This is a genomic window from Streptococcus hyovaginalis DSM 12219 (assembly GCF_000420785.1).
GTDB lineage: Bacteria > Bacillota > Bacilli > Lactobacillales > Streptococcaceae > Streptococcus > Streptococcus hyovaginalis.
Map to the genome: position 1 here is coordinate 120,948 of NZ_ATVP01000003.1, position 22,872 is coordinate 143,819.

Genomic DNA, 22,872 nt, shown 5'->3' on the forward strand with positions numbered 1-22,872 from the left:
GATACAATAAAAGAGACTTAATGGGAGGGAAATTATGACAGAAGCTAACATGGATCTGGTTATCGTAACAGGTATGAGTGGCGCTGGTAAAACAGTAGCTATTCAATCCTTTGAAGATCTTGGTTATTTCACTATGGATAACCTGCCACCAACCTTATTACCCAAATTTATTGAATTGATTGAACAGACAAGTGATTACAATCGTGTGGCTGTTGTGATCGATATGAGAAGCCGATTATTCTTTGATCAAATCACAAGAATATTGGATAAATTAGAAGACTATAAAACGATTGATTTTAAAGTTCTTTTCTTAGATGCCACAGATGGTGAATTAGTTTCGCGCTATAAAGAGACGCGCCGTAGCCATCCGCTAGCTGCAGATGGCCGTGTGTTAGACGGGATTACCTTGGAGCGTGAATTGTTGGCACCTTTGAAAAACTTTAGTCAAAATGTGGTTGACACCACGGAGCTAACGCCTCGTCAGTTGCGCAAGGAAATTGCTACTCAATTTGCTAATAACACCGATAAGCCTGGTTTTAGAATTGAAATCATTAGTTTTGGCTTCAAATATGGCCTACCTTTGGATGCGGACTTGGTTTTTGATGTTCGTTTTTTACCCAATCCTTACTATCAGGTAGAGCTTAGGGAACAGACTGGGCTAGATCAGCCTGTTTACGACTATGTCATGTCTAAACAAGAATCTGAAGCTTTTTATCAAAGTTTATTGGCTTTGTTAGAGCCATCATTACCAGGCTATCAACGAGAAGGAAAATCTGTTTTGACGATTGCTATCGGATGCACAGGAGGTCAACACCGTAGTGTTGCCTTTGCCCATCGTCTTTCAGAAGATTTATCAACACAGTGGTCGGTTAATGAAAGTCACCGCGATAAGGACCGCCGTAAGGAAACGGTGAATCGCTCATGAAAAATCCTAAAATAACTGTCATCGGTGGTGGTACAGGTATTCCTGTTATCCTGAAATCTTTAAGGCATCAACCAGTTGACATTACGGCAGTCGTCACTGTCGCGGATGATGGTGGCTCCTCTGGGGAGCTACGCTCTGCCATGCAATTGACACCGCCTGGTGATCTTCGTAACGTCTTGGTTGCCATGAGTGACATGCCGAAGTTTTACGAAGAGCTCTTCCAGTACCGCTTTAACGATAACGATGGTCCTCTAGCGGGTCATCCCCTAGGGAATTTGATCATTGCGGGTGTCTCGGAAATGGAAGGTTCAACCTATAATGCCATGCAGGCTCTGACCAAATTTTTCCATACAACCGGCAAGATTTACCCCTCTAGTAACAGTCCTCTAACCCTACACGCTGTTTTTGAAGACGGCCATGAGGTTGTCGGAGAAAGTCATATCGCAGAGTATAAAGGCATGATTGATCATGTCTATGTGACGAATACTTACAATGATGAGATCCCTAAAGCGAGTCCAAAGGTAGTCGAAGCGATTATGGAAAGTGATATGATTGTCCTAGGTCCGGGCTCCTTATTCACGTCGATTCTTCCTAATCTAGTTATTCCAGAGATTCGTCAAGCTTTAGTTGAAACCAAAGCAGAGGTTGCTTATATTTGTAATATCATGACACAACATGGTGAGACAGAATATTTTACAGACGCAGACCATCTGGCCGTCCTTAACCGTCACCTAGGGGTTGAAACGATTGATACCGTCCTGGTGAATATTGAACCCGTTCCGCATGAATATATGGAGAGCAATCAATTTGACGAATATTTGGTCCAGGTAGAGCATGATTTTAAAGGCCTGCGTGCCAATGCCCAACGAGTGATTTCATCGAATTTTTTACGCTTAGAAAACGGCGGAGCCTTTCATCAGGGTGAGCTCGTGGTGGAAGAATTAATGGACTTAGTGAGGACAAAGTATCTATGAGTTTTACAACTAAAGTCAAAGAGGAAGTCCTATCAGTTGCTCCAAATAGCAAGGAAGAACTTTCTGCCATTATCAAAATGTCAGGGAGTCTAGGTCTAACAAGTCAAGGTTTAACCTTGTCAATTACTAGTGAAAATGCTAAAATGGCGCGCCATATCTATGCCTTGTGTGAGAACTATTATGACCTTGATCCTGAGATTAAATACCATCAGAAGACCAATCTACGTAAAAACCGCGTCTATACCGTTTTTGTTGCTGATCGGGTCAATGATATCTTATCGGATTTACATCTTGCGGATTCCTTTTTTGGATTTGAGACTGGTATTGATCCCAAAATTATGGAAAACGATGATTTTGGTCGCTCCTACCTTAGAGGTGCTTTCTTAGCTAGTGGTACCATTAGAGACCCAGAATCGGGTCGTTATCAATTGGAGATTTTTTCGGTTTATCAAGATCATGCTGAGGACCTGATGGCCTTGATGCGAAAGTTTTTATTGGACCCCAAGCTGATCGAGCATAAAAATGGGGTAGTCACCTATCTGCAGAAGGCTGAAGATATCATGGATTTCCTCTTAGTGATTGGTGCTGACTCGGCAAAAGCGATCTACGAGGAAGTTAAAATTTACCGTGAAACGCGAAATGACCTTAATCGTGCCAATAATGCTGAAACAGCTAATATTGCACGAACCATCACTGCCAGTATGAAGACCATCAATAACATCAGTAAGATCATTGATCAGGTTGGCTTGGAGGCTTTACCAGTAGAATTGCAGCAAATTGCGCAAATTCGCATTGCTCATCCTGACTTTTCCATCCAGCAAATTGCAGATAGCCTTGATTTTCCCTTGACAAAAAGTGGCGTTAATCACCGCTTACGCAAAATCAATAAATTTGCTGATGATCTTTAAAAGATTTCACCCCTGTTGAGTTTTTTGGGATTACAGATATTGGAAAGTGGAGAGGTTTTACTAAGGAAAAGGTAGCCGTAGCTTTTAACGTTTCAATGCCTTTAGCAATCTTTTCATCGTCCTAGCAATAGTTGGAATGAAAGATATAGAAAAGGGTAATACTTGCTTTACAACTTGGGTAACCTTTTCAAAAGAAGTACTGTCACTACTGTGACCTGATAACAAGAACAAGGTCAAAAAATAGGTATAACACAGTTATCTCTCGGCATATCCGGGAGATTTTTTGATGGAACAATCTTTTTTAAAGAATGGTTTATTAGTCATGACAGTGGTTGACCTTGTGGCAAGTCTTGAGAATAGCGTCCAAGAGTGTGTAGGGTATTTTTTGAGAAAAAATAAGGTTTAGGGTTGACTTTTTAATTGAGCGTGGTATACTTAACCGGTAAAACATTTACTGGTTAAGTAAAAGGAGGAAGACATGAAAAAGAAATCAGTTCTGACATTAGGACTTGTTAGTTTGTTTTCACTTGGATTGGCTGCTCATAGTCAAAAGGTTCAAGCTGATGATAAAGACATTGAGGTAATTGCAAGTTTTTACCCTATTTATGAGTTTACCAAACAAGTGGTTGGTGACGAGGGAAATATTAGTTTATTAATGAAAGCTGGCACTGAGCCCCATGATTTTGAGCCGTCAACAAAAGACATAGCTAAATTAGAAAATGCCGATGCTTTTGTCTATGATGACGACAACATGGAAACATGGGTACCTAAGGTTAAAAAGTCCCTTGATAACAAAGGCGACAACTTTATTAAAGCAACTGGTGACATGTTACTGATGGCTGGATCAGGAGAAGAACATGATCATGACCATGACCATGAGGATCATAGCCACGAATTTGATCCGCATGTCTGGCTTTCTCCTGAGCGCTCTCAGACGCTAGTTGATAATATCGCTAAGGATTTGTCACAAAAATTCCCAGAAAAAGCAGAAGCTTTCAAGAAAAACGCGGAAACCTATAATCAAAAGTTGTCTGACTTGGATAAGAAATATGAAGAAGCTTTGTCAAAAGCAAAACAGAAAAGTTTTGTGACCCAACATGCAGCCTTTTCTTACCTAGCTCTAGACTATGGGTTGACTCAGATTCCAATCACAGGTGTCTCAGCGGAATCAGAACCGTCTGCCAAACGACTCGGAGAATTGTCTAAATACGTTAAAAAATACGATATTGATTACATCTACTTTGAAGAAAATGCTTCTTCAAAAGTGTCACAAACTTTAGCGGATGAAGTTGGCGTTAAAACAGCGGTCCTAAATCCTCTAGAAAGCCTCACATCAAAACAAGAAAAAAATGGCGAAGACTATATTTCCATCATGGAGAAAAACCTAAAATCTCTCCAAAAAACTACTGACAAGGCTGGTAAGACTATTGAACCAGAGAAGGCAGCTGAAAAAACGGTCTACAATGGTTATTTCAAAGATAGTCAGGTCAAAAATCGCCCCTTGTCAGATTGGTCAGGAAAGTGGCAATCCGTTTACCCATTACTTCAAGATGGTACCTTAGATGAGGTATTTGATTACAAAGCTAAGAAAAACAAAGACATGACAGCTGAAGAGTACAAAGAGTACTACACTACCGGCTACAAGACAGATGTTGAGCAAATCACTATCGATGGTAAGAAAAAGACGATGACATTTGTGCAAAATGGTAAGTCACAGACATTTACCTACAAATCTGCAGGTTACAAAATTTTAACATATGAAAAAGGTAACCGTGGGGTCCGTTTCATGTTTGAAACAGATGATAAAGACGCCGGACAATTTAAATATGTTCAGTTTAGCGACCATAGCATCAATCCGACAAAAGCAGATCACTTCCATATTTATTTTGGTGGAGAAAGCCAAGAAGCTTTGCATAACGAGTTAGAAAATTGGCCAACTTACTATCCAACAAAACTTTCCGGACATGAAATTGCTCAGGAAATGTTAGCACATTAAATCTCACTTTTCATTTGCTAATTGTTATAAGAACAAAACTATTGGAGAGTCCCATGATTTCTCCGATAGTTTTTTATTGCCTTTTAGAGCTAAATTTTCTGACTTGGCCTTTGTCGCTTTTGGGTCAGTTACGGTCAATCAGATGATCCTCCCAAAAGACATAAGACCTCATCGCTATCAAGTCTAGTCGATCAAGAAGACGTTGGTCGATTTTGGACTTTTCAAGCTTGTTTTTGGGGAAGCGGTTAGTATATTATAAGTACTGTTCGACAATTATTTATTTTTCTAATCTTTGCTTTTGATAGGAAATCTGTTTCAGGTTACAATGGGTAGGATATGTATTGCCTAAATATGTATTGGAGAATGATGAAAGGAAAGAGTTTATGGAAACAACTCTCAGTTTACAACAAAGAAGACTGGCTCAGTCCGTCCTTATCTTTGTCATGTTTTTAGTAACCTTACTTTCTGTGTTTGTGAAAAGCATTTTTGCAGATGAGATTCAGCCATCTATCTCAAATTTGACACAGGAGCAGGTTGCTAATACTTACCGCATAGCCTTTGATTTTGATTTGCAGGGTCTTGCGGCTCAGCCAGGTGATACCTTTACCATCACCTTACCACCAGAGCTAGCAACAGCTAATATGCTAGCTTTTGATGTTACTCAAAATGGCCTTGTCATTGGACAAGCCGTTCCTAATGGCGATTCTGTCATTGTAACCTTTAACGATGCTGTTACTGGTGATACTAGTGGTAGGGGAAGCATGGCTTTCAATACTACCTTGAAAACTCAGCCATCAGCAGGTGAAACGGTGGAAGCCCTTGTTAAGGTGGGAAATGAGTCTATCATCATCACAAAAACAGGCGTTGGACCTATTCCCTTTGAATCGGTTATTAATAAATACAACGAAACAGGAAGCCTTGTCAGCAAAGAATTTAAACTCAATGGCAATTGGGGTCCCTGGATGAACACTGGTAAAGATTATTTGACACGTTGGCATATACGAGTCAATGGTGATGCCAGCAAGGCAGATCTATCCAGTTTGGTTATTACAGACCAAATGGGTGGTGCTTTAGTGACAGATTTTTCTGGCTTTAGCAATGGATCAAATGCTTCGATTGATTATGCCAGCTTGTTTAATGGGCCTTACTTAATGCAATCCTTCTCCCTGGTGCGTAACAATGTGGTAGTAGCTGGTCAGGATAAGATTTTACCAGTCATTGAATGGACTGAAAACGGATTCACCTTGGATTTGACTAAGGTAGCCCCTAGCTTTGCGACACCTAGTCAAGATACTATTGTCTTAAGTTATATGACCCTAATTCCTTTTGGAACAAGCGAGATTTATAATCAAGCCACTTTCAAAGCAGAGGAAATACCGGACGGCTACACGGACGGCGCCTATTGGAAAAATACAACTGGTGAAGCTATCTACGATGCTGATACCCAGCCCGAGGAACCTAAAGAGCCAACTCCCGACCCAGTACCAACCCCAGATCCGAAACCAACTCCGGATCCGGAACCAACTCCCGACCCGGAACCAACTCCCGACCCAGAACCAACCCCAGACCCGGATCCAACTCCAGACCCGGATCCAACTCCAGACCCGGACCCAATTCCCGATCCAGATCCAACCCCAGATCCAGACCCAACTCTCGATCCAGAACCAACTCCGGATCCGGACCCAATTCCAGACTCAGAACCGACTCCCGATCCAGAACCAACTCCTGATCCAGAGCCACAAGAGTCACCCAAGCCTGAAGATTTCCTACCAAACACAGGAAGTAAAGCTAGTTTTATTCTAGTGACACTTGGCACACTAATCCTTGCCTTAGCCTTCTTATTAAAAGGTCGTAAGGAAGTCTAGTTATTGTTGCTTGGTTTGGTTAATCGGTAGCTTATTAAAAACACCCCAAAGGTTAGATTTAACTAACGATTGGGGTGCTTTTTCTGATAGGTTAGTTGATAAATAGGCGTCAAAAAACCACTGCTAATTTTTGGGCAGTGGTTTTTAATAAGATTGGGTTTATTCCGCAGCGTTTGCGTCTTTGAGACCGTATTTTTTGTTGAAACGGTCCACACGTCCGTCTGCTTGTGTGAATTTTTGACGTCCAGTGTAGAATGGGTGTGAGTCAGAAGAGATTTCCACACGGATAAGTGGGTAAGTTTCACCTTCGAATTCAACAGTTTCGTTAGATTGTTTTGTTGAACCACTAAGGAATTGGTAACCAGTAGTAGTGTCCAAGAAAACAACTGGACGGTAATCAGGATGGATATCTTTTTTCATGTGTTAATGTTTCCTTTCTGCCATAGCAATTTGCTTGCCATAGTTATTAACCACTCTAGTCTATCAAATCTTAGGATTATTGACAAGTGTTTTGCGCATTTTTTTCAAAATGAGCTACCCTTTAACGGAGAAATATGATACACTAGAAAAGTTGTTTTAGCAACCCTTGGCGCTTCTTTCCTTTCGCCAAGCATATTACAAACGGTACAACCGTTAAAGGAGATCTTTATGAAACATTTAACTGTTCGAGACTATGTGCAGATCGCACTTGTCGCAGCACTTTACGTCGTTTTGACGATTACCCCACCCCTCAATGCCATATCTTATGGCGCCTATCAGTTCCGTGTATCAGAAATGCTCAATTTTTTGGCATTTTACAATCCTAAGTATATCATTGCAGTGACATTAGGGTGTATGATCGCGAATTTCTATAGTTTTGGCATGATTGATGTTTTTGTTGGTGGTGGCTCTACCCTTATTTTTGTTTCTTTAGGTGTTTATCTGTTTCAAAAATACCAAAATGAAAACATTCTTAATGGTCTATTTAACAAAGCTTTCGTCTACTTTTCATTCTTTTTTGCTGCCTCTATGTTTACCGTGGCTCTTGAATTGAAGGTTATCGCTCAGGCACCATTTTTCTTTACCTGGTTCACAACAGGAATCGGCGAATTAGCCTCACTTTTGATAGGTTCTCTGGTTATCAGCCACTTGGCTAAGCGGATTGACTTTAAACAATAGAAAACAGACGCTGTTTATTTGGAATGACGTTGCTATTCAAAGGAGTAGCAGCCTCATTCCTTTTTGATTGGGTTCGTTTTAGAATAAGGTGAGTTATTTTTGGGATTTCAAAAGTAAGTAATAGAGTATCTGAGAGCAAATATGCTAAAATAAGTTTATGGAAAATCGTATGAAAGAATTGGTTGATTTGCTCAACCAGTACGCTAAGGAGTACTACACTCAAGACCAACCTTCGGTAAGTGATGCCCAGTATGACAAACTTTACCGAGAATTGATTGACTTGGAAAACAAATACCCAGAATTCATTTTAGATAATAGCCCTAGCCATCGTGTAGGTGGTTTGATTTTGTCTGGATTTGAAAAATACCAACATCAGTATCAGCTTTATAGTTTGCAGGACGCTTTTTCAAAAGAAGAGCTAGAAACCTTTGATCGTCGTGTCAAAGCAGACTTTCCTGATATTTCTTATGTAGCTGAGCTAAAGATTGATGGCCTCTCTATTTCATTGAGCTACGAGGACGGAAAATTCATCACTGGTGCCACGCGTGGAGACGGTACTGTTGGCGAAAATATCACTGAAAACCTCAAGCGTGTCAAAGACATTCCTTTAACTCTAAATCAAATGCAGACCATAACGGTTCGTGGCGAAGCTTACCTTCCTAAAGCCTCCTTCGCAGCTATCAATAAAGAAAGGCATGATAATGGGGAAACAGAGTTTGCCAATCCCAGAAATGCAGCTGCGGGCACTCTGCGTCAGCTGGATACCAGTATCGTATCAAAGCGTAACCTAGCGACCTTTTTATATCAAGAAGCTAGTCCGAGCCAAGCAGACAGTCAAGAAGCTGTTCTGGAGAACTTGCAATCTCTAGGCTTTTCAGTTAACCAGGAACGTTTAGTGACATCGTCAATGGCTGAAATCTGGGACTTTATCCAAAGTATTCAGAACAAACGCGAGACGCTTCCTTATGACATTGACGGGATTGTTATCAAGGTCAATGATTTGCATGTTCAAGATGAAATCGGCTTTACCGTCAAGGCGCCTAAATGGGCCATCGCTTACAAATTTCCAGCAGAAGAAAAAGAAGCCCAACTCTTATCGGTAGATTGGACAGTGGGTCGTACAGGAGTCGTGACACCTACGGCTAACTTGACTCCAGTGCAGCTAGCGGGAACGACTGTTAGTCGCGCCACCCTTCACAATGTAGATTACATCAAAGAAAAGGATATTCGTATCGGAGACTGGGTCACGGTTTATAAGGCTGGCGATATTATTCCTGCAGTTTTAGCAGTCAACTTGGATAAACGAAAAGATCAGTCCCCTATGGCTATCCCGACAGCTTGCCCCTCATGTGGTAGTGAGCTGGTCCATCTCAAGGAAGAAGTGGCCCTTCGGTGTATTAATCCCTTGTGTCCAAGTTTGATTCAACGCAGTTTAGAGCACTTTGCTAGCCGAAATGCTATGAACATCGCAGGCTTAGGTCCATCTGTGGTTGAAAAAGTCTTCAAAGCAGACTTGGTCAAAGATGTGGCAGATATTTATCACCTGACAGTTGATGATCTCTTAACCTTACCAAATGTTAAAGAAAGATCAGCCAACAAACTTTATGAGGCTATTCAGGATTCTAAAGCGAACTCAGCTGACAAACTCTTGTTTGGGCTAGGTATTCGTCATGTTGGTGCCAAAGCCAGCCGATTAATGTTAGAGGAATTCGGTAGTCTCAAGGCTCTGGCTACAGCGAGTCAGGAAGCCATTGCGACCATTGACGGCTTAGGTAGTGTTATCGCTGATTCTGTCGCTTCTTACTTTGCCAAAGAAGAAGTTGGCATCTTGCTTAACGAGTTGGAACAAGCTGGGGTTAATCTTGACTATCTTGGTCAAAAAGTAGCTAAAGATGCTCAGTTATCTGGTTTGACGGTTGTTTTAACAGGAAAACTTGAGCAACTTACACGAAATGAGGCTAAAGCGAAACTGGAAAGTCTTGGTGCTAAGGTGACAGGATCCGTTTCTAAGAAAACAGATCTCGTTGTTGCAGGATCCGATGCCGGTAGCAAACTTGAAAAGGCTCAGTCTTTGGGTATTCATGTGGAAACAGAAGACTGGCTCCAATCACTTTAGCAAATACAGAAAGTATTAAACGAACAAGGAGGAAATATGGCAAAGCAAAAAAGAGCTCGTCTCATTTATAATCCTACTTCTGGTCAAGAGATTATGAAAAAAAATGTTGCCAAGGTCTTGGATATTTTGGAGGGGTATGGCTTTGAGACATCGGCCTTTCGGACAACCCCAACTCCCCATTCAGCTCGAGACGAGGCTAGTAGGGCAGCTCAGGCTGGTTTTGATTTGATTATTGCGGCCGGTGGCGATGGCACCATTAACGAAGTGGTTTCTGGAATTGCTCCCCTAGCCAAACGCCCTAAGATGGCCATCATCCCAACCGGAACGACAAATGATTTTGCTCGTGCCTTAAAAATTCCAAGAGGAAATCCAGTTGAGGCTGCCAAATTGATCGGTAAAAATCAAACCTTAAAAATGGATATCGGCCTAGCTGATCAGGATAAGTATTTCATTAACATTGCAGCAGCAGGTTCTTTAACGGAATTAACCTATAGCGTACCAAGTCAGCTCAAGACCATGTTTGGTTACTTGGCTTACCTCGCCAAAGGGGTGGAATTATTGCCGCGTGTGCGAAATGCCCATGTTAAAATTACCCATGATAACGGCGTTTTTGATGGACAGGCTTCGATGATTTTTGCGGCTATTACGAATTCTGTAGGTGGTTTTGAGACTATTGCACCCGATGCCAAGCTAGATGATGGGAAATTCACCTTAATTATTGTTAAAACAGCCAATCTTTTCGAGATTGTGCACTTGATTAGTCTGGTACTTCAAGGAGGCAAGCATGTTGATCATCCTTGGATTGAATACATCAAAACCAATGAGATGCGTATCGAACCACAGACGGATAAACGCATGATGATTAACCTTGATGGCGAATATGGTGGTGACGCACCGATCACCTTAAAAAACCTAAAAAACCATATTACCTTTTACGCTAACACCGATGAAATTTCTGATGATGCCATGATGCTTGAAACAGAAGATTTAGCCTTGGAAGCAATCGCTCAGAAATTTACACATGAAGTTGAAGATTTTGAGGGACTAGAAAATAGAGATGAGTAAATTACATGTAAACAATACTGTCGTTGTGCATTATCATCGTCGACAGGGAAATTATTTTGACCTGAGTGTTTGGAAGTGGAGAGATGATGAACTCGGTCAAGATACCTTGTTTTCGCGATATGATAGCTTTGGTGCAGTGGCGGTCTTAAATTTTGAAGCGCTGCATTATCTCAGTCATGTCTACGTCATGGTCAAAAACAAGGATTGGACATACAAGACAAGTGACTACCGCATCAATAAAGCTGATGGGAATCCCAAAACAGAAGTTTGGGTTGTTGATGGAGACGACACCCTTTATTATTCCCGACAAGCAGCTGTAGCAAGTCCTTATTATGGTAGACGTCAAGTTCGTGGCTTTGACATGGCGATTAACGCGGAAGCATTTGACAAAAAGTGGGGATTTGATGGCTGGTTAGGAGCGCGTTATCGGGTTGATCAGACACAATTTAGACTCTGGGCACCAACTGCTGAAAAAGTGGAACTGATTCTGTATACCTCAACGGCAGAAGATGCTAGTGTCAGTCGTGTTGTCGGTATGGATCGCGGTGATCAGCACGAGCCTAATGACCACACGCAAAATACTCATGGCCTTTGGGAATTGACCTTGAGCGGTGATTTGAATTATCAAGCATACGCCTACCGTGTTTACTATCGTAGAAGAACCTTTGCAGATACGAGAGATCCTTATGCTATTGCGACCACAGCTAATGGCCGACGTTCCATTGTTATCGATCCTCAGTTGATGTCACCAGAGGGTTTTCGTGTGAGTCACGGCAGAGATGCGCATTGGCGCCTCGATAATCCCAACCAGGCAGTCATTACTGAGATGCATATCCGTGATTTTTCAAAATCAGCAACTTCAGGGGTTCGTGAAGAAAATCGTGGGAAATTTCTTGGTGCCTTTGAAACAGGTACCAGGAATCGTTTCGGTGATAAAACTGGCTTTGACTACATCAAAGATTTGGGGATTTCCCATATACAGCTACAACCCATATTTGACCATCATCAAACCTTTGATGAAAAAGGGGATTACGCTTATAACTGGGGATACGACCCGGAGAACTTTAATGTCCCTGAAGCTAGTTTCGCAAGCAATCCTCATGAGCCTTTATCCCGTATTCATGAGTTGAAGCAGCTCATCCAAGCCTATCACGATGCGGGTATTGGTATTATCATGGACGTTGTTTATAACCATACCTTTTCAAATGTCGATTCAGCCTTCCAATTAACGGTTCCTGATTATTATTATCGGATGAATCCAGATGGTACTTTTCAAAATGGAACAGGTGTTGGTAACGAAACAGCCAGTGAAAAGGAAATGTTCCGTAAATACATGCTGGATTCGATTCGTTATTGGGTTGAAGAGTATAACATAGATGGTTTTCGCTTTGATCTCATGGGTATTCATGATGTTGAAACGATGACAGCTATTCGGAGGATGCTTGATGAGATTGACCCGAGGATCATTCTCTATGGAGAAGGATGGGACATGGGAGTTGGTCTCATGCCTGAAGATAAGGCTAAAAAGACCAATGCTGATCAGATGCCCGGTATCGGTTTTTTCAATGATGATCAACGTGACGCTGTAAAAGGAGCAGAAGTGTACGGTGAGCTCACCCACGGTTTTGTATCGGGTGCCGCTAGTGAAGACATTGTGGCTAAATCCATCTTAGGTAGCGATGAGCTGGTGCCTTACTTAGCGCCTAATCAGGTTTTAAATTATGTCGAAGCCCATGACAATTACAATTTGAATGATCTTTTATGGACCTTGCATCCAGCAGATGATACCAATACTCACATCAAACGATTGGAAATGGCAACAGCTATCAATCTACTGTCCCAAGGGATGTGTTTCATGCAATTAGGACAAGAATTCTTGCGGACGAAACGTTATGCGACAGGGAAGAACGGTCAATTAACTCCAGAAGACCTACACTATGCCATGAATTCCTATAATGCCCCAGATTATGTCAATCAGGTTGATTGGGATCTGGTAACCTACCATAAGGAAACTGTTGAGTTCATCAAACAATTGATTCGCTTGAAACGTCAAGATGTAGGGTTTTCATATTCGGATTTTGAGACCATTCGGGAGCATGTTTATATTGAATCCGCAGATCCTTCTTCAGGGATTATCAGCTATACAGTTGAGGGTGACAAGAACTACCGTATTATTTTTAATGCAAGTGAAAGAAATTTGAAAATTTCAATGACAGAAAATGAAAAGTATGATAGAATAATATCTAATATGAAGCGTTTACACCATCAAGATTTAATGCTTGAAAAACATAACGTTATGATCTTTGAGTTTTCGAAATAACCTTAGTTTGACCTAGGGTTATTTTTTTATTTAGCGATTGAAAATAAACAGGTTAAAGGAACATATATTTTTTATCAAAAAATGACAGACAATTCAGATTATTAGAGGGTTGCGCTTCGATAGAAAGGGTGATGGAATGGATAGAGACGATCATCTTTACACATTTGGAATTGGTGAAAATTATCATCTACATGATTTTTTAGGAGCACATAGTGGTCAATATAATGGGATGGAGGGTTATTTTTTTAGAGTCTGGGCACCGAATGCTGAAAATGTTCACATTATTGGTGATTTTACAGGATGGTACGATGCTCCTTTACAACTCTATCGTCATGAATCTGGCGTTTGGGAAGGATTTACATCTGATGCTAAAGAAGGTCAAATCTACAAATGCTTAGTTCAACGTCAGGGAGGACAAGTTGTTGAAAAGTTAGATCCTTTGGCAAGGTATTTGGAACAACGTCCTAGTACCGGTGCAATTTTACAAGGTAATCAAATGCGTAAATGGAAAGACGGTTTGTGGATGGGACGTCGAAAACGCTTTGGTTTCAAATCGCGTCCGGTTAACATTTACGAAGTTCATGCCAGTTCTTGGAAAATAGATGAGGCCGGGAATCCTTATACATTTAAACGCTTGAAGGAGGAATTGATTCCTTATCTCGTCAAGATGAACTACACTCATGTAGAATTTTTACCCCTTATGGCGCATCCTTTGGGTGTCAGCTGGGGTTACCAATTAATGGGGTATTTTGCTTTTGAACATACCTATGGTACTCCGGAAGAGTTTCAAGATTTTGTAGAGGCCTGCCATTTGCAAAATATCGGTGTCCTAGTTGATTGGGTACCAGGTCACTTCACTAAAAATGATGATGCCCTAGCTTACTTTGATGGCACACCGACTTTTGAATACCAAGAACATGATCGCGCCAATAATTACGGTTGGGGAGCCTTAAATTTTGATCTGGGAAAAAATCAAGTTCAGTCTTTCCTGATCTCGTCAATTCTCTATTGGATTGAGCACTTCCATATTGATGGCATTCGCGTCGATGCAGTGACAAACATGCTTTATCGTGATTTTGATGAGGGACCCTGGACCCCTAATATTTATGGTGATAATCGCAATTTAGAGGGCATCGCCTTCCTTCAAAAATTAACGCAAGTCGTAAAAGAGTATCACCCCAGTGTTATGCTAATTGCTGAAGAATCATCATCAGAACTCCCTATTACAAAGCCTGTGGAAGACGGCGGACTTGGTTTTGACTACAAGTGGAATATGGGCTGGATGAATGACATTTTACGATTCTATGAGGAAGATCCGATTTATCGAAAAAATGATTTCAACCTGGTCACCTTCAGCTTTATGTATTGTTTTAAGGAAAACTATATCCTGCCTTTCTCACATGACGAGGTTGTCCACGGTAAAAAGAGCATGATGCATAAAATGTGGGGCGACCGTTATAAGCAATTTGCAGGTTTGCGCAACCTTTACACCTATCAGATCTTTCATCCTGGGAAAAAGTTGCTGTTTATGGGTTCTGAATTTGGTCAGTTTTTGGAATGGAAATCTCATGAGCAATTGGAATGGCATAATTTAGAAGACCCACTAAATGCTAAAATGCAATTTTTTACAAGCCAGCTAAATCAATTTTATAAGGATCACAAGGCCCTATGGCAAATTGATGATTCGTATGACGGAATTGATATCATTGATGCGGATAATAAAGACGAAACGGTATTAACCTTTGCTCGAAAATCAAAAAAAGGAGAACTCCTAGTCGGTGTCTTTAACATGACACCAGTTGAGCGATCTAACTTTACAATAGGCGTTCCCGTAGCTGGTATTTACGAAGAGGTGATCAATACAGAATTGGATCTCTATGGTGGTACGTGGACAAAGGGCAATGCTATGCAAAAAACAGTCAAACAGCCATGGAAAGACTATGACCAAACCTTGACTTTTGTTCTTCCAGCCCAAGGAGCTTGTATTTGGAGGGTAAAACGCAAACTGAAGTAATCACGGATAGCCAAACGCCAAAAGTAGAATCACGCGTTTATGCGTAATAGGATATTTAACGAGGGAATTTTATGAAAACAGAAATGCTAGCTCTAATCTTAGCCGGAGGACAAGGAACTCGGCTAGGAAAATTGACACAAAATATCGCCAAACCGGCTGTTCAATTCGGTGGTCGCTATCGGATCATTGACTTTGCGCTATCAAATTGTACCAATTCCGGTATTCAAAATGTAGGTATCATCACGCAATACCAACCACTTGGCCTCAACCAACATATTGGGAATGGTTCGTCTTGGGGATTTGATGGTATTAATGCTGGTGCGACCATCTTACAACCTTATTCTGCAACAGAAGGCAATCGTTGGTTCCAAGGGACGAGCCACGCTATTTATCAAAACATTGAGTATATCGACAGCATTAACCCTGAGTATGTCTTAATCCTATCTGGAGACCATATTTACAAAATGGATTACGATGATATGCTTCAGACTCACAAAGACAATATGGCTAGTCTAACAGTTGCTGTTATTGATGTTCCCCTTAAAGAAGCCAGTCGTTTCGGGATTATGAATACAGACTCAAACGATCGTATCGTAGAGTTTGAAGAAAAACCAGAAAATCCAAAATCAACTAAAGCCTCCATGGGGATTTACATTTTTAACTGGGCGGCACTTCGTGACATGTTGGTCAATGGTGAAAAAAATGGTGTGGACATGTCTGATTTCGGTCAAAACGTCATCCCAGCCTATCTCGAATCAGGAGAGCGTGTTTATACCTATAATTTTGATGGTTATTGGAAAGACGTTGGCACGATCGAGTCATTATGGGAAGCTAATATGGAGTACATCCCGGTGGATAATGCTCTCGATAGTCGTGACCGGTCTTGGAAAATTTATTCTAAAAATGAAATTGCACCACCAAACTTTATTTCAGAAAATGCAGAAGTCAAGGATTCTCTAGTTGTGGATGGTTGTTTTGTCGACGGCAAGGTTACTCACTCTATCTTATCAACCAGCGTACAGGTTAGAGAAGGGGCAGTGGTTGAAGATAGTTTCATTATGAGTGGTGTGACGATTGGTAAAAATGCGGTTGTCAAACGTGCCATTATCGGTGAAGGATCTAAGATTGGGGATGGCGTTGTCATTGATGGCACAGATGAAGTTCAAGTTGTTGGTTATAATGAAGTAGTGGGGGTACCAAATGAAGATTGATAAATACACAGCCATCTTAAATAATACTGTTGGCTACCATGATATGGAGAGCTTGACGGATAACCGTCCGCTAGCTAACCTCCCTTTTGATGGTAAATACCGTCTCATTGACTTTCAATTATCGAGTCTTGCTAACGCTGGTATTCGTAGTGTCTACGGTATTTTTCGCGGGCAAAATATCCGATCCGTTTTTGACCATATTCGTAGTGGTCGGGAATGGGGATTAAATACTTTATTGAGTCACTATTTCCTTGGTTTTTACAACGGAGATGATGATGCTACCATGAACGACAAAGATTATTACAATCAAATTTTGACCTATCTCAAGCGTTCTGGCTCAGATCAAACGATCTATATGACTTGCGATATTTTATGTAATATTAATTTAGAGCAAGTCATCCACCTTCACACGGCTAACAAACGCAACATCACTGTGGTTTACAAAAAGATGCCTAGGGCAGTGTTTTCACCAGCCAATGAAGTCCTAGATATTGATGAGAAAGATAATGTTGTTGGCAAGCGTGATATCGAGACAGCCGTCGAACCGATACCTATGTCAGCAGATATCTATGTCGTCAATACCCCTTGGTTGATTGAAAAATTAGAGGAAGAAGCTGAGCGAGAGCAACCTCGCAAAATGCGTTACTTATTGCGTGAATTGATTGTAACAGAAAATGCGCTAGCCTTTGAATACACGGGCTACCTCGCAAATATTTCTTCTGTAAAATCCTACTTTGATGCCAATATGGATATGCTAGAGCCTCATAAATTCTACTCCCTCTTGTATTCTAACCAAAAGGTTTATACAAAGGTTAAAAACGAAGAGGCTACCTACTATGATCAAGAGTCGGAAGTTAATAATTCACAGTTTGCTTCAGGATCGGTGATTTGCGGAAAAGTGGATCATTCCATTGTGTCGCGCTCATGTCATATTGCAAAAGGCAGTCGAGTTGACCATGCTATCATCTTCCCGAAAGTGACGATTGAAGAAGGGGCGATAGTCAGCTATGCCATTATTGATAAAAATGTGACGGTTCCAGCAGGCGTTACCTTACAAGGAACACCAGAAAAACCATTGGTAATTGGAAAAGGTCAAGTGATCACAGGAGATATTGTAGAATGAAACTCTTATTTGTCGCGGCAGAAGGAGCTCCCTTTGTCAAAACAGGCGGACTCGGGGATGTGATTGGGGCCTTACCCAAATCATTAGCGAAACAAGGCCACGAAGTTGCTGTCATTTTACCTTACTATGATAGTATTGATGCTAAATTTGGAGACCAACTAGAAGATTGTTTTCATTTCAGTGTAGCTGTTGGTTGGCGCCAACGTTACGCAGGTGTGAAATATATCGAACGAGATGGCGTACACTTTTTCTTTATTGATAATCGGGATTATTTCTTCCGTGGCTCTGTTTATGGCTATTGGGATGACGGTGAGCGCTTTGCCTTTTTTCAACTAGCAGCATTAGCGTTAATGGAAAAAATCGACTTTATTCCAGATGTCCTTCATGTCCATGATTACCATACAGGGATGATCCCTTACTTGTTGAAGGAAAAGTTTCACTGGATTAATGCTTATAAAGGGATTAAAACAGTCTTTACAATTCATAACATTGAATTTCAAGGGCAATTCGGTCCAGAAATGCTTGGTGATTTGTTCGGCGTCGGTGCTGAGCGATACGAAGATGGAACATTACGCTGGAACGATTGCTTAAACTGGATGAAGGCGGCTGTCTTGTATGCAGATCGTGTGACGACAGTTTCACCATCTTATGCCGAAGAGATCAAGACCCCAGCTTTTGGAAAAGGGTTAGATCATCTGATGCGTATGGAGTCAGGCAAACTTTCTGGAATTGTGAATGGTATCGATACTGATCTTTACAATCCAGAGACGGACGGCTTTATTCCCTACCATTTTTCAAAAGATGATTTGACAGGAAAGGCTAAAGATAAAGCTGCTCTTCAAGAGAAATTAGGCTTACCAGTCAGAGCAGATGTGCCTCTCTTTGGCATTGTCTCACGACTGACTGATCAAAAAGGATTTGACTTAGTGGTTAATGAACTACAGCATATCCTCCAAAAGGACCTGCAAATTGTGCTTTTAGGAACAGGCTATTCAGATTACGAGCAAGCATTTTCGTGGTTTGCTAGCCAGTATCCAGATAAGCTGTCAGCCAACATTACCTTTGATTTAGGCTTAGCCCAAGAAATCTATGCGGGATCAGATGCCTTTCTCATGCCATCAGCCTTTGAACCATGTGGGTTATCACAAATGATGGCCATGCGCTATGGGACCCTGCCTCTGGTCAGTCAAGTAGGAGGATTGAAAGACACCGTTGAGCCATATAATGAATACACAGGCCAGGGAACGGGATTTGGCTTTGCTGAATTTTCAGGTTACTGGTTGACAAAGACCATTGAAAAAGCACTATATCTTTATTACGAAAACCAGGACGCATGGCGCATCCTACAAGAGAATGCCATGTCTCGTGATTTTTCTTGGGATACAGCAAGTCTAGCTTATAATGACTTGTATTATCAATTAGTATAAGAACATATGCAATAAAAGTCAGTATTAGTCTGACTTTTTTCTTTAGCAATCTAGTCACTCTTGAGGTAATGTTCCTATAAATAGGAAGATATCTTGTCATTACGATCAAATATTGGTCAAAAATGGTTTAATATTCCTTTAAGAAAGCGCTAACGAAAACTGGTTTTCATTGACATCACTATAAAATAGGACTAAAATAGCAAGGTAAAAAATTTTAAAGGAGAATTCTATTATGAATTTACAAATTTTGGCACTCGGTATCGCAGTTTTGGGTGTAAGTATCGGTGAGGGTATCCTCGTTGCCAATATCGCAAAATCTGCAGCACGTCAACCTGAAATGTTTAGTAAATTGCAAACATTGATGTTTACAGGGGTAGCCTTTATTGAAGGTACTTTCTTCGTCCTTTTCGCATTCACTTTCTTTGTCGGAAAATAATCGATTAAGAGTAAAATGTAAAAAGGAGGGATAATAGTGGGAGAAACACAAAATCCAACAGCAAGCTTTTTGGGCCTTGATTTTGATTTAACGATTCTTGCCATGACTCTCTTGACGGTTTTAATTGTCTTTCTTTTTGTCTTTTGGGCTAGTCGTCACATGACGATGAAACCTAAAGGTAAACAAAATGTTCTTGAGTGGCTCTATGAGTTTGTTCAGAATTTGATTCGACCTAATGTGGGTGTTTATACAAAAAATTATACTTTTTTGGCTTTTACCCTCTTTCTCTTTGTTTTAGTTGCTAACAATATTGGTTTGGTAACTAAATTAGAGACAGAAGAATTAAATTTCTGGACCTCTCCAACCTCAAACTTTATGGTGGACTTCACCTTGTCACTCATTGTTGCAGCAATTGTTCATTTTGAAGGTGTCCGTAAAAATGGCCTAGGTGGCTATTTGAAGGGTTATCTTACTCCAACACCTGCCATGTTACCAATGAATATTTTAGAAGAACTTACTAATGTGGCTTCATTAGCCCTTCGTTTGTATGGTAACATTTTTGCTGGTGAGGTTGTCATGACTTTGCTCTTACAATTTGCAAACCTTAGTATCTTTGTAGCACCAATTGCCTTTGTCCTCAACTTAGCTTGGACTGGATTTTCAATCTTTATTTCATCAATTCAAGCCTACGTGTTTGTATTACTTTCAACGAAATACATTGGTAACAAGCTAGATACACAAGTCGAAGAATAAGAAAGGATAGGTAGACATGTCTACATTAATTAATAGTACAAGCCTCGGTAATTTTATTATCGTGACTGGGTCATTTATACTCTTGATTGTTCTGATTAAAGTGTTTGCTTGGGAACAATTGACCGGTATTTTTGATGAACGTGAGAAGAAAATTGCTGCTGATATCGATGGGGCAGAAAATGCTCGTCAAGAAGCAGAGACACTTGCTCAAAAACGTCAAGAGGAATTAAATGGTGCTCGTACTGAAGCCTCTAGTATTGTAGAGTCAGCTAAAGAGACTGGAAAACAACAAGAAGCTCAAATCGTAGCGGAGGCTCATGAAACAGCTAGTCGTTTAAGAGAGAAAACAGAAGCGGATATTGCCCAAAGTAAAGCAGAAGCCTTGGCTGATGTGAAAGAAGAAGTTGCGGAGTTAACGGTTCTTTTAGCGGAAAAAATCCTAGCGAAAGAACTTGATAAAACAGCACAGAGCAATCTCATTGATAACTACCTTGATCAATTGGGAGATGCATGATGAATAAAAAAGCATTAACTTTAATTGAGACTTACTCAAAAAGCTTAGTTGATGTTGCCTTTGAACACAATCTGGTAGATATCTTTAAAGAGGAGATTTCTAGTTTGCTAAAGATTTTTGCTGAGACACCACTTGGTGATACCTTAGCAAGCGAAGATCTAGGTCACTCTGAAAAGGCAGAGTTGGTTGACACATTGAAAATGGGAAGCCATCCTTTTCTTCAAAACTTTTTGGAAGTGATCAAGTATAACGAACGTGAAGCTCTGTTAGAAGATATTTTGCGTTGGTCAAGGGAAGTGTTATCGAATCGTTGCAATGAGTATCGGTTGGACATTGAAGTGGCAAGTCCCTTGTCTGATCAGCAAAAAGAACGTTTAAAAGCAACTGCGGAAACAAAATTTGCGATTGCGATTGGAGAGGTCAACGAAGTACTGAAGCCTGAAGTGATCGGTGGTTTTATTTTGAAAGCTAATAATAAGGTCATTGACACAAGTATCAAATCGCAACTGCAGCAGTTAAAAATGAATCTGAAATAGAAAGTGGTGTGACATTTGGCAATAAATGCACAAGAAATTAGCGCTTTAATTAAAAAGCAAATTGAAAACTTCCAGCCAAATTTTGACGTCACAGAAACTGGTACAGTTACCTATGTTGGTGATGGTATCGCGCGTGCTCGTGGTTTAGATAATGCCATGAGTGGTGAACTTCTCGAATTTTCAAATGGCGCATTTGGGATGGCTCAAAACTTAGAGTCGAACGACATTGGTATCATCGTTTTGGGTGATTTTAGTACCATTCGTGAAGGTGACATTGTCAAACGCACAGGAAAGATTATGGAAGTTCCTGTTGGTGAAGAATTAATTGGACGCGTTGTCAATCCTTTGGGGCTGCCTGTTGATGGGTTAGGGGAAATAAATACAACAAGAACTCGTCCGGTAGAAGCGGCCGCACCAGGTGTTATGGCGCGTAAATCCGTTTCTGAGCCTCTTCAAACAGGTATCAAAGCCATTGATGCGCTTGTTCCAATTGGTCGTGGACAACGTGAATTGATTATTGGTGACCGTCAAACAGGGAAAACTTCTGTAGCGATCGATGCCATTTTGAACCAAAAAGGTCAAGATATGATCTGTATCTATGTGGCGATCGGTCAGAAAGAGTCAACTGTTCGGACACAGGTAGAAACCCTTCGTCGTTATGGAGCGCTTGACTACACTATTGTTGTGACTGCCTCTGCTTCACAACCTTCTCCGTTATTGTACATTGCTCCTTATGCGGGTGTTGCAATGGCCGAAGAGTTCATGTATAACGGTAAGCACGTTCTTATTGTTTACGATGATCTCTCAAAACAAGCTGTAGCCTATCGTGAACTTTCCCTCCTACTTCGCCGTCCACCAGGACGTGAAGCCTACCCAGGAGATGTTTTCTATCTCCATTCACGTCTTCTAGAACGCTCAGCGAAGGTTTCAGATGCCCTCGGTGGTGGCTCCATCACAGCCCTTCCTTTCATTGAAACACAAGCAGGGGACATCTCAGCCTATATTGCGACAAACGTTATTTCTATTACTGACGGACAGATCTTCTTGCAGGAAAACCTCTTTAATTCAGGGATTCGTCCAGCTATTGATGCCGGTTCATCAGTATCACGTGTCGGTGGTTCTGCACAAATTAAAGCCATGAAAAAAGTTGCGGGTACACTTCGTTTGGACTTGGCTTCCTATCGTGAACTTGAAGCCTTTACGCAATTTGGATCTGACCTGGATGCAGCGACACAAGCTAAATTGAACCGTGGACGTCGTACAGTTGAGGTTTTGAAACAACCACTTCACAAACCACTTCCAGTTGAAAAACAAGTTCTCATTCTTTATGCGTTAACACATGGTTACTTAGATAATGTTCCTGTAGAAGATATCTTGACATTTGAAGAAGAGCTATACGCCTACTTTGATGCACATTATTCGGACATTTTTGAAACCATTCGTACGACAAAAGATTTGCCTGAAGAATCTGTGTTAAACGCAGGTATTCAAGCATTTAAAGATCAATCAGAATTTAACTAAGGGAGGAAGC

The 22,872-nt window shown here is 40.9% G+C and carries 19 protein-coding genes and 1 riboswitch; of the genes, 18 read left to right on the plus strand and 1 reads right to left on the minus strand.

Annotated features, from left to right (window positions below):
- Positions 1-34 precede the first annotated feature (34 nt).
- The 5 genes from rapZ (at position 35) to G574_RS11625 (ending at position 6,668) form a co-directional block, all read left to right on the plus strand.
- Positions 35-925, plus strand: coding sequence for an RNase adapter RapZ (gene rapZ, locus G574_RS0102870; protein WP_029690883.1), 891 nt, complete (start codon positions 35-37; stop codon positions 923-925).
- Positions 922-1,899 (plus strand): YvcK family protein, encoded by a 978-nt coding sequence (locus G574_RS0102875; RefSeq protein ID WP_029690884.1) that lies wholly within the window; start codon positions 922-924, stop codon positions 1,897-1,899. The genes rapZ and G574_RS0102875 overlap by 4 nt, the downstream gene beginning before the upstream one ends.
- On the plus strand, positions 1,896-2,807 hold the full coding sequence (gene whiA / locus G574_RS0102880) for a DNA-binding protein WhiA (RefSeq protein WP_029690885.1): 912 nt from the start codon (positions 1,896-1,898) through the stop codon (positions 2,805-2,807). Before G574_RS0102875 ends, whiA begins: the two co-directional genes overlap by 4 nt.
- A gap of 478 nt (positions 2,808-3,285) precedes the next feature.
- On the plus strand, positions 3,286-4,803 hold the full coding sequence (locus tag G574_RS0102890; RefSeq protein WP_029690886.1) for a metal ABC transporter substrate-binding protein: 1,518 nt from the start codon (positions 3,286-3,288) through the stop codon (positions 4,801-4,803).
- A gap of 383 nt (positions 4,804-5,186) precedes the next feature.
- Positions 5,187-6,668 (plus strand): Ig-like domain-containing protein, encoded by a 1,482-nt coding sequence (locus G574_RS11625; RefSeq protein ID WP_037590616.1) that lies wholly within the window; start codon positions 5,187-5,189, stop codon positions 6,666-6,668.
- Between the two features lie 159 nt (positions 6,669-6,827).
- On the opposite strand, the gene G574_RS0102900 is transcribed toward G574_RS11625, so the two are convergent.
- Positions 6,828-7,088 carry a type B 50S ribosomal protein L31 gene (locus G574_RS0102900; protein WP_017770530.1) on the minus strand — a complete coding sequence of 87 codons (261 nt, stop codon included), beginning with the start codon at positions 7,086-7,088 and terminating at the stop codon, positions 6,828-6,830.
- 133 nt (positions 7,089-7,221) lie between these two features.
- Positions 7,222-7,319, plus strand: a riboswitch (PreQ1 riboswitch).
- Between G574_RS0102900 and G574_RS0102905 the strand changes: the two genes are divergently transcribed.
- The 13 genes from G574_RS0102905 (at position 7,317) to atpA (ending at position 22,862) form a co-directional block, all read left to right on the plus strand.
- Complete coding sequence (locus tag G574_RS0102905; protein ID WP_029690887.1) at positions 7,317-7,826, plus strand: QueT transporter family protein; 510 nt, start codon at positions 7,317-7,319, stop codon at positions 7,824-7,826. Its footprint overlaps the riboswitch before it by 3 nt.
- 157 nt (positions 7,827-7,983) lie before the next feature.
- Entirely contained in the window at positions 7,984-9,942 is a 1,959-nt protein-coding gene (gene ligA, locus G574_RS0102910; RefSeq protein WP_029690888.1) for an NAD-dependent DNA ligase LigA, read from the plus strand.
- A gap of 36 nt (positions 9,943-9,978) precedes the next feature.
- Positions 9,979-11,007, plus strand: a complete 1,029-nt coding sequence (locus G574_RS0102915; RefSeq protein ID WP_029690889.1) for a diacylglycerol kinase family lipid kinase — start codon at positions 9,979-9,981, stop codon at positions 11,005-11,007.
- Positions 11,000-13,327, plus strand: coding sequence for a type I pullulanase (gene pulA / locus G574_RS0102920; protein ID WP_029690890.1), 2,328 nt, complete (start codon positions 11,000-11,002; stop codon positions 13,325-13,327). Before G574_RS0102915 ends, pulA begins: the two co-directional genes overlap by 8 nt.
- Before the next feature lie 136 nt (positions 13,328-13,463).
- Positions 13,464-15,341, plus strand: a complete 1,878-nt coding sequence (glgB, locus tag G574_RS0102925) for a 1,4-alpha-glucan branching protein GlgB (RefSeq protein ID WP_029690891.1) — start codon at positions 13,464-13,466, stop codon at positions 15,339-15,341.
- Positions 15,342-15,412: 71 nt separating this feature from the next.
- Positions 15,413-16,552 (plus strand): glucose-1-phosphate adenylyltransferase, encoded by a 1,140-nt coding sequence (locus G574_RS0102930; protein WP_029690892.1) that lies wholly within the window; start codon positions 15,413-15,415, stop codon positions 16,550-16,552.
- Positions 16,542-17,675, plus strand: a complete 1,134-nt coding sequence (gene glgD / locus G574_RS0102935) for a glucose-1-phosphate adenylyltransferase subunit GlgD (protein WP_029690893.1) — start codon at positions 16,542-16,544, stop codon at positions 17,673-17,675. The genes G574_RS0102930 and glgD overlap by 11 nt, the downstream gene beginning before the upstream one ends.
- A complete protein-coding gene (glgA, locus tag G574_RS0102940) occupies positions 17,672-19,102 on the plus strand; it encodes a glycogen synthase GlgA (RefSeq protein WP_029690894.1) in 1,431 nt (476 codons plus the stop codon). The genes glgD and glgA overlap by 4 nt, the downstream gene beginning before the upstream one ends.
- A 229-nt stretch (positions 19,103-19,331) precedes the next feature.
- A complete protein-coding gene (locus G574_RS0102945; protein ID WP_170236859.1) occupies positions 19,332-19,538 on the plus strand; it encodes a F0F1 ATP synthase subunit C in 207 nt (68 codons plus the stop codon).
- A 36-nt stretch (positions 19,539-19,574) separates the two neighbouring features.
- On the plus strand, positions 19,575-20,291 hold the full coding sequence (atpB, locus tag G574_RS0102950) for a F0F1 ATP synthase subunit A (RefSeq protein ID WP_029690896.1): 717 nt from the start codon (positions 19,575-19,577) through the stop codon (positions 20,289-20,291).
- Positions 20,292-20,307: 16 nt separating this feature from the next.
- On the plus strand, positions 20,308-20,805 hold the full coding sequence (atpF, locus tag G574_RS0102955) for a F0F1 ATP synthase subunit B (RefSeq protein ID WP_029690897.1): 498 nt from the start codon (positions 20,308-20,310) through the stop codon (positions 20,803-20,805).
- A complete protein-coding gene (locus G574_RS0102960; RefSeq protein ID WP_029690898.1) occupies positions 20,805-21,341 on the plus strand; it encodes a F0F1 ATP synthase subunit delta in 537 nt (178 codons plus the stop codon). The genes atpF and G574_RS0102960 overlap by 1 nt, the downstream gene beginning before the upstream one ends.
- Positions 21,342-21,356: 15 nt before the next feature.
- The gene (atpA, locus tag G574_RS0102965; RefSeq protein WP_029690899.1) at positions 21,357-22,862 is read left to right on the plus strand and encodes a F0F1 ATP synthase subunit alpha; all 1,506 of its coding nucleotides are present in this window, start codon (positions 21,357-21,359) and stop codon (positions 22,860-22,862) included.
- Positions 22,863-22,872: the final 10 nt, after the last annotated feature.

Bases quoted from the DNA above. Each gene is read 5' to 3' on its own strand.
- atpF (WP_029690897.1), top strand. From the start codon at position 20,308: ATGTCTACATTAATTAATAGTACAAGCCTCGGTAATTTTATTATCGTG.
- G574_RS0102915 (WP_029690889.1), top strand. From the start codon at position 9,979: ATGGCAAAGCAAAAAAGAGCTCGTCTCATTTATAATCCTACTTCTGGT.
- G574_RS0102960 (WP_029690898.1), top strand. From the start codon at position 20,805: ATGAATAAAAAAGCATTAACTTTAATTGAGACTTACTCAAAAAGCTTA.
- G574_RS11625 (WP_037590616.1), top strand. From the start codon at position 5,187: ATGGAAACAACTCTCAGTTTACAACAAAGAAGACTGGCTCAGTCCGTC.
- G574_RS0102890 (WP_029690886.1), top strand. From the start codon at position 3,286: ATGAAAAAGAAATCAGTTCTGACATTAGGACTTGTTAGTTTGTTTTCA.
- glgD (WP_029690893.1), top strand. From the start codon at position 16,542: ATGAAGATTGATAAATACACAGCCATCTTAAATAATACTGTTGGCTAC.
- G574_RS0102900 (WP_017770530.1), bottom strand. From the start codon at position 7,088: ATGAAAAAAGATATCCATCCTGATTACCGTCCAGTTGTTTTCTTGGAC.
- whiA (WP_029690885.1), top strand. From the start codon at position 1,896: ATGAGTTTTACAACTAAAGTCAAAGAGGAAGTCCTATCAGTTGCTCCA.
- G574_RS0102905 (WP_029690887.1), top strand. From the start codon at position 7,317: ATGAAACATTTAACTGTTCGAGACTATGTGCAGATCGCACTTGTCGCA.
- ligA (WP_029690888.1), top strand. From the start codon at position 7,984: ATGGAAAATCGTATGAAAGAATTGGTTGATTTGCTCAACCAGTACGCT.
- glgB (WP_029690891.1), top strand. From the start codon at position 13,464: ATGGATAGAGACGATCATCTTTACACATTTGGAATTGGTGAAAATTAT.
- rapZ (WP_029690883.1), top strand. From the start codon at position 35: ATGACAGAAGCTAACATGGATCTGGTTATCGTAACAGGTATGAGTGGC.
- glgA (WP_029690894.1), top strand. From the start codon at position 17,672: ATGAAACTCTTATTTGTCGCGGCAGAAGGAGCTCCCTTTGTCAAAACA.
- G574_RS0102875 (WP_029690884.1), top strand. From the start codon at position 922: ATGAAAAATCCTAAAATAACTGTCATCGGTGGTGGTACAGGTATTCCT.
- G574_RS0102930 (WP_029690892.1), top strand. From the start codon at position 15,413: ATGAAAACAGAAATGCTAGCTCTAATCTTAGCCGGAGGACAAGGAACT.
- pulA (WP_029690890.1), top strand. From the start codon at position 11,000: ATGAGTAAATTACATGTAAACAATACTGTCGTTGTGCATTATCATCGT.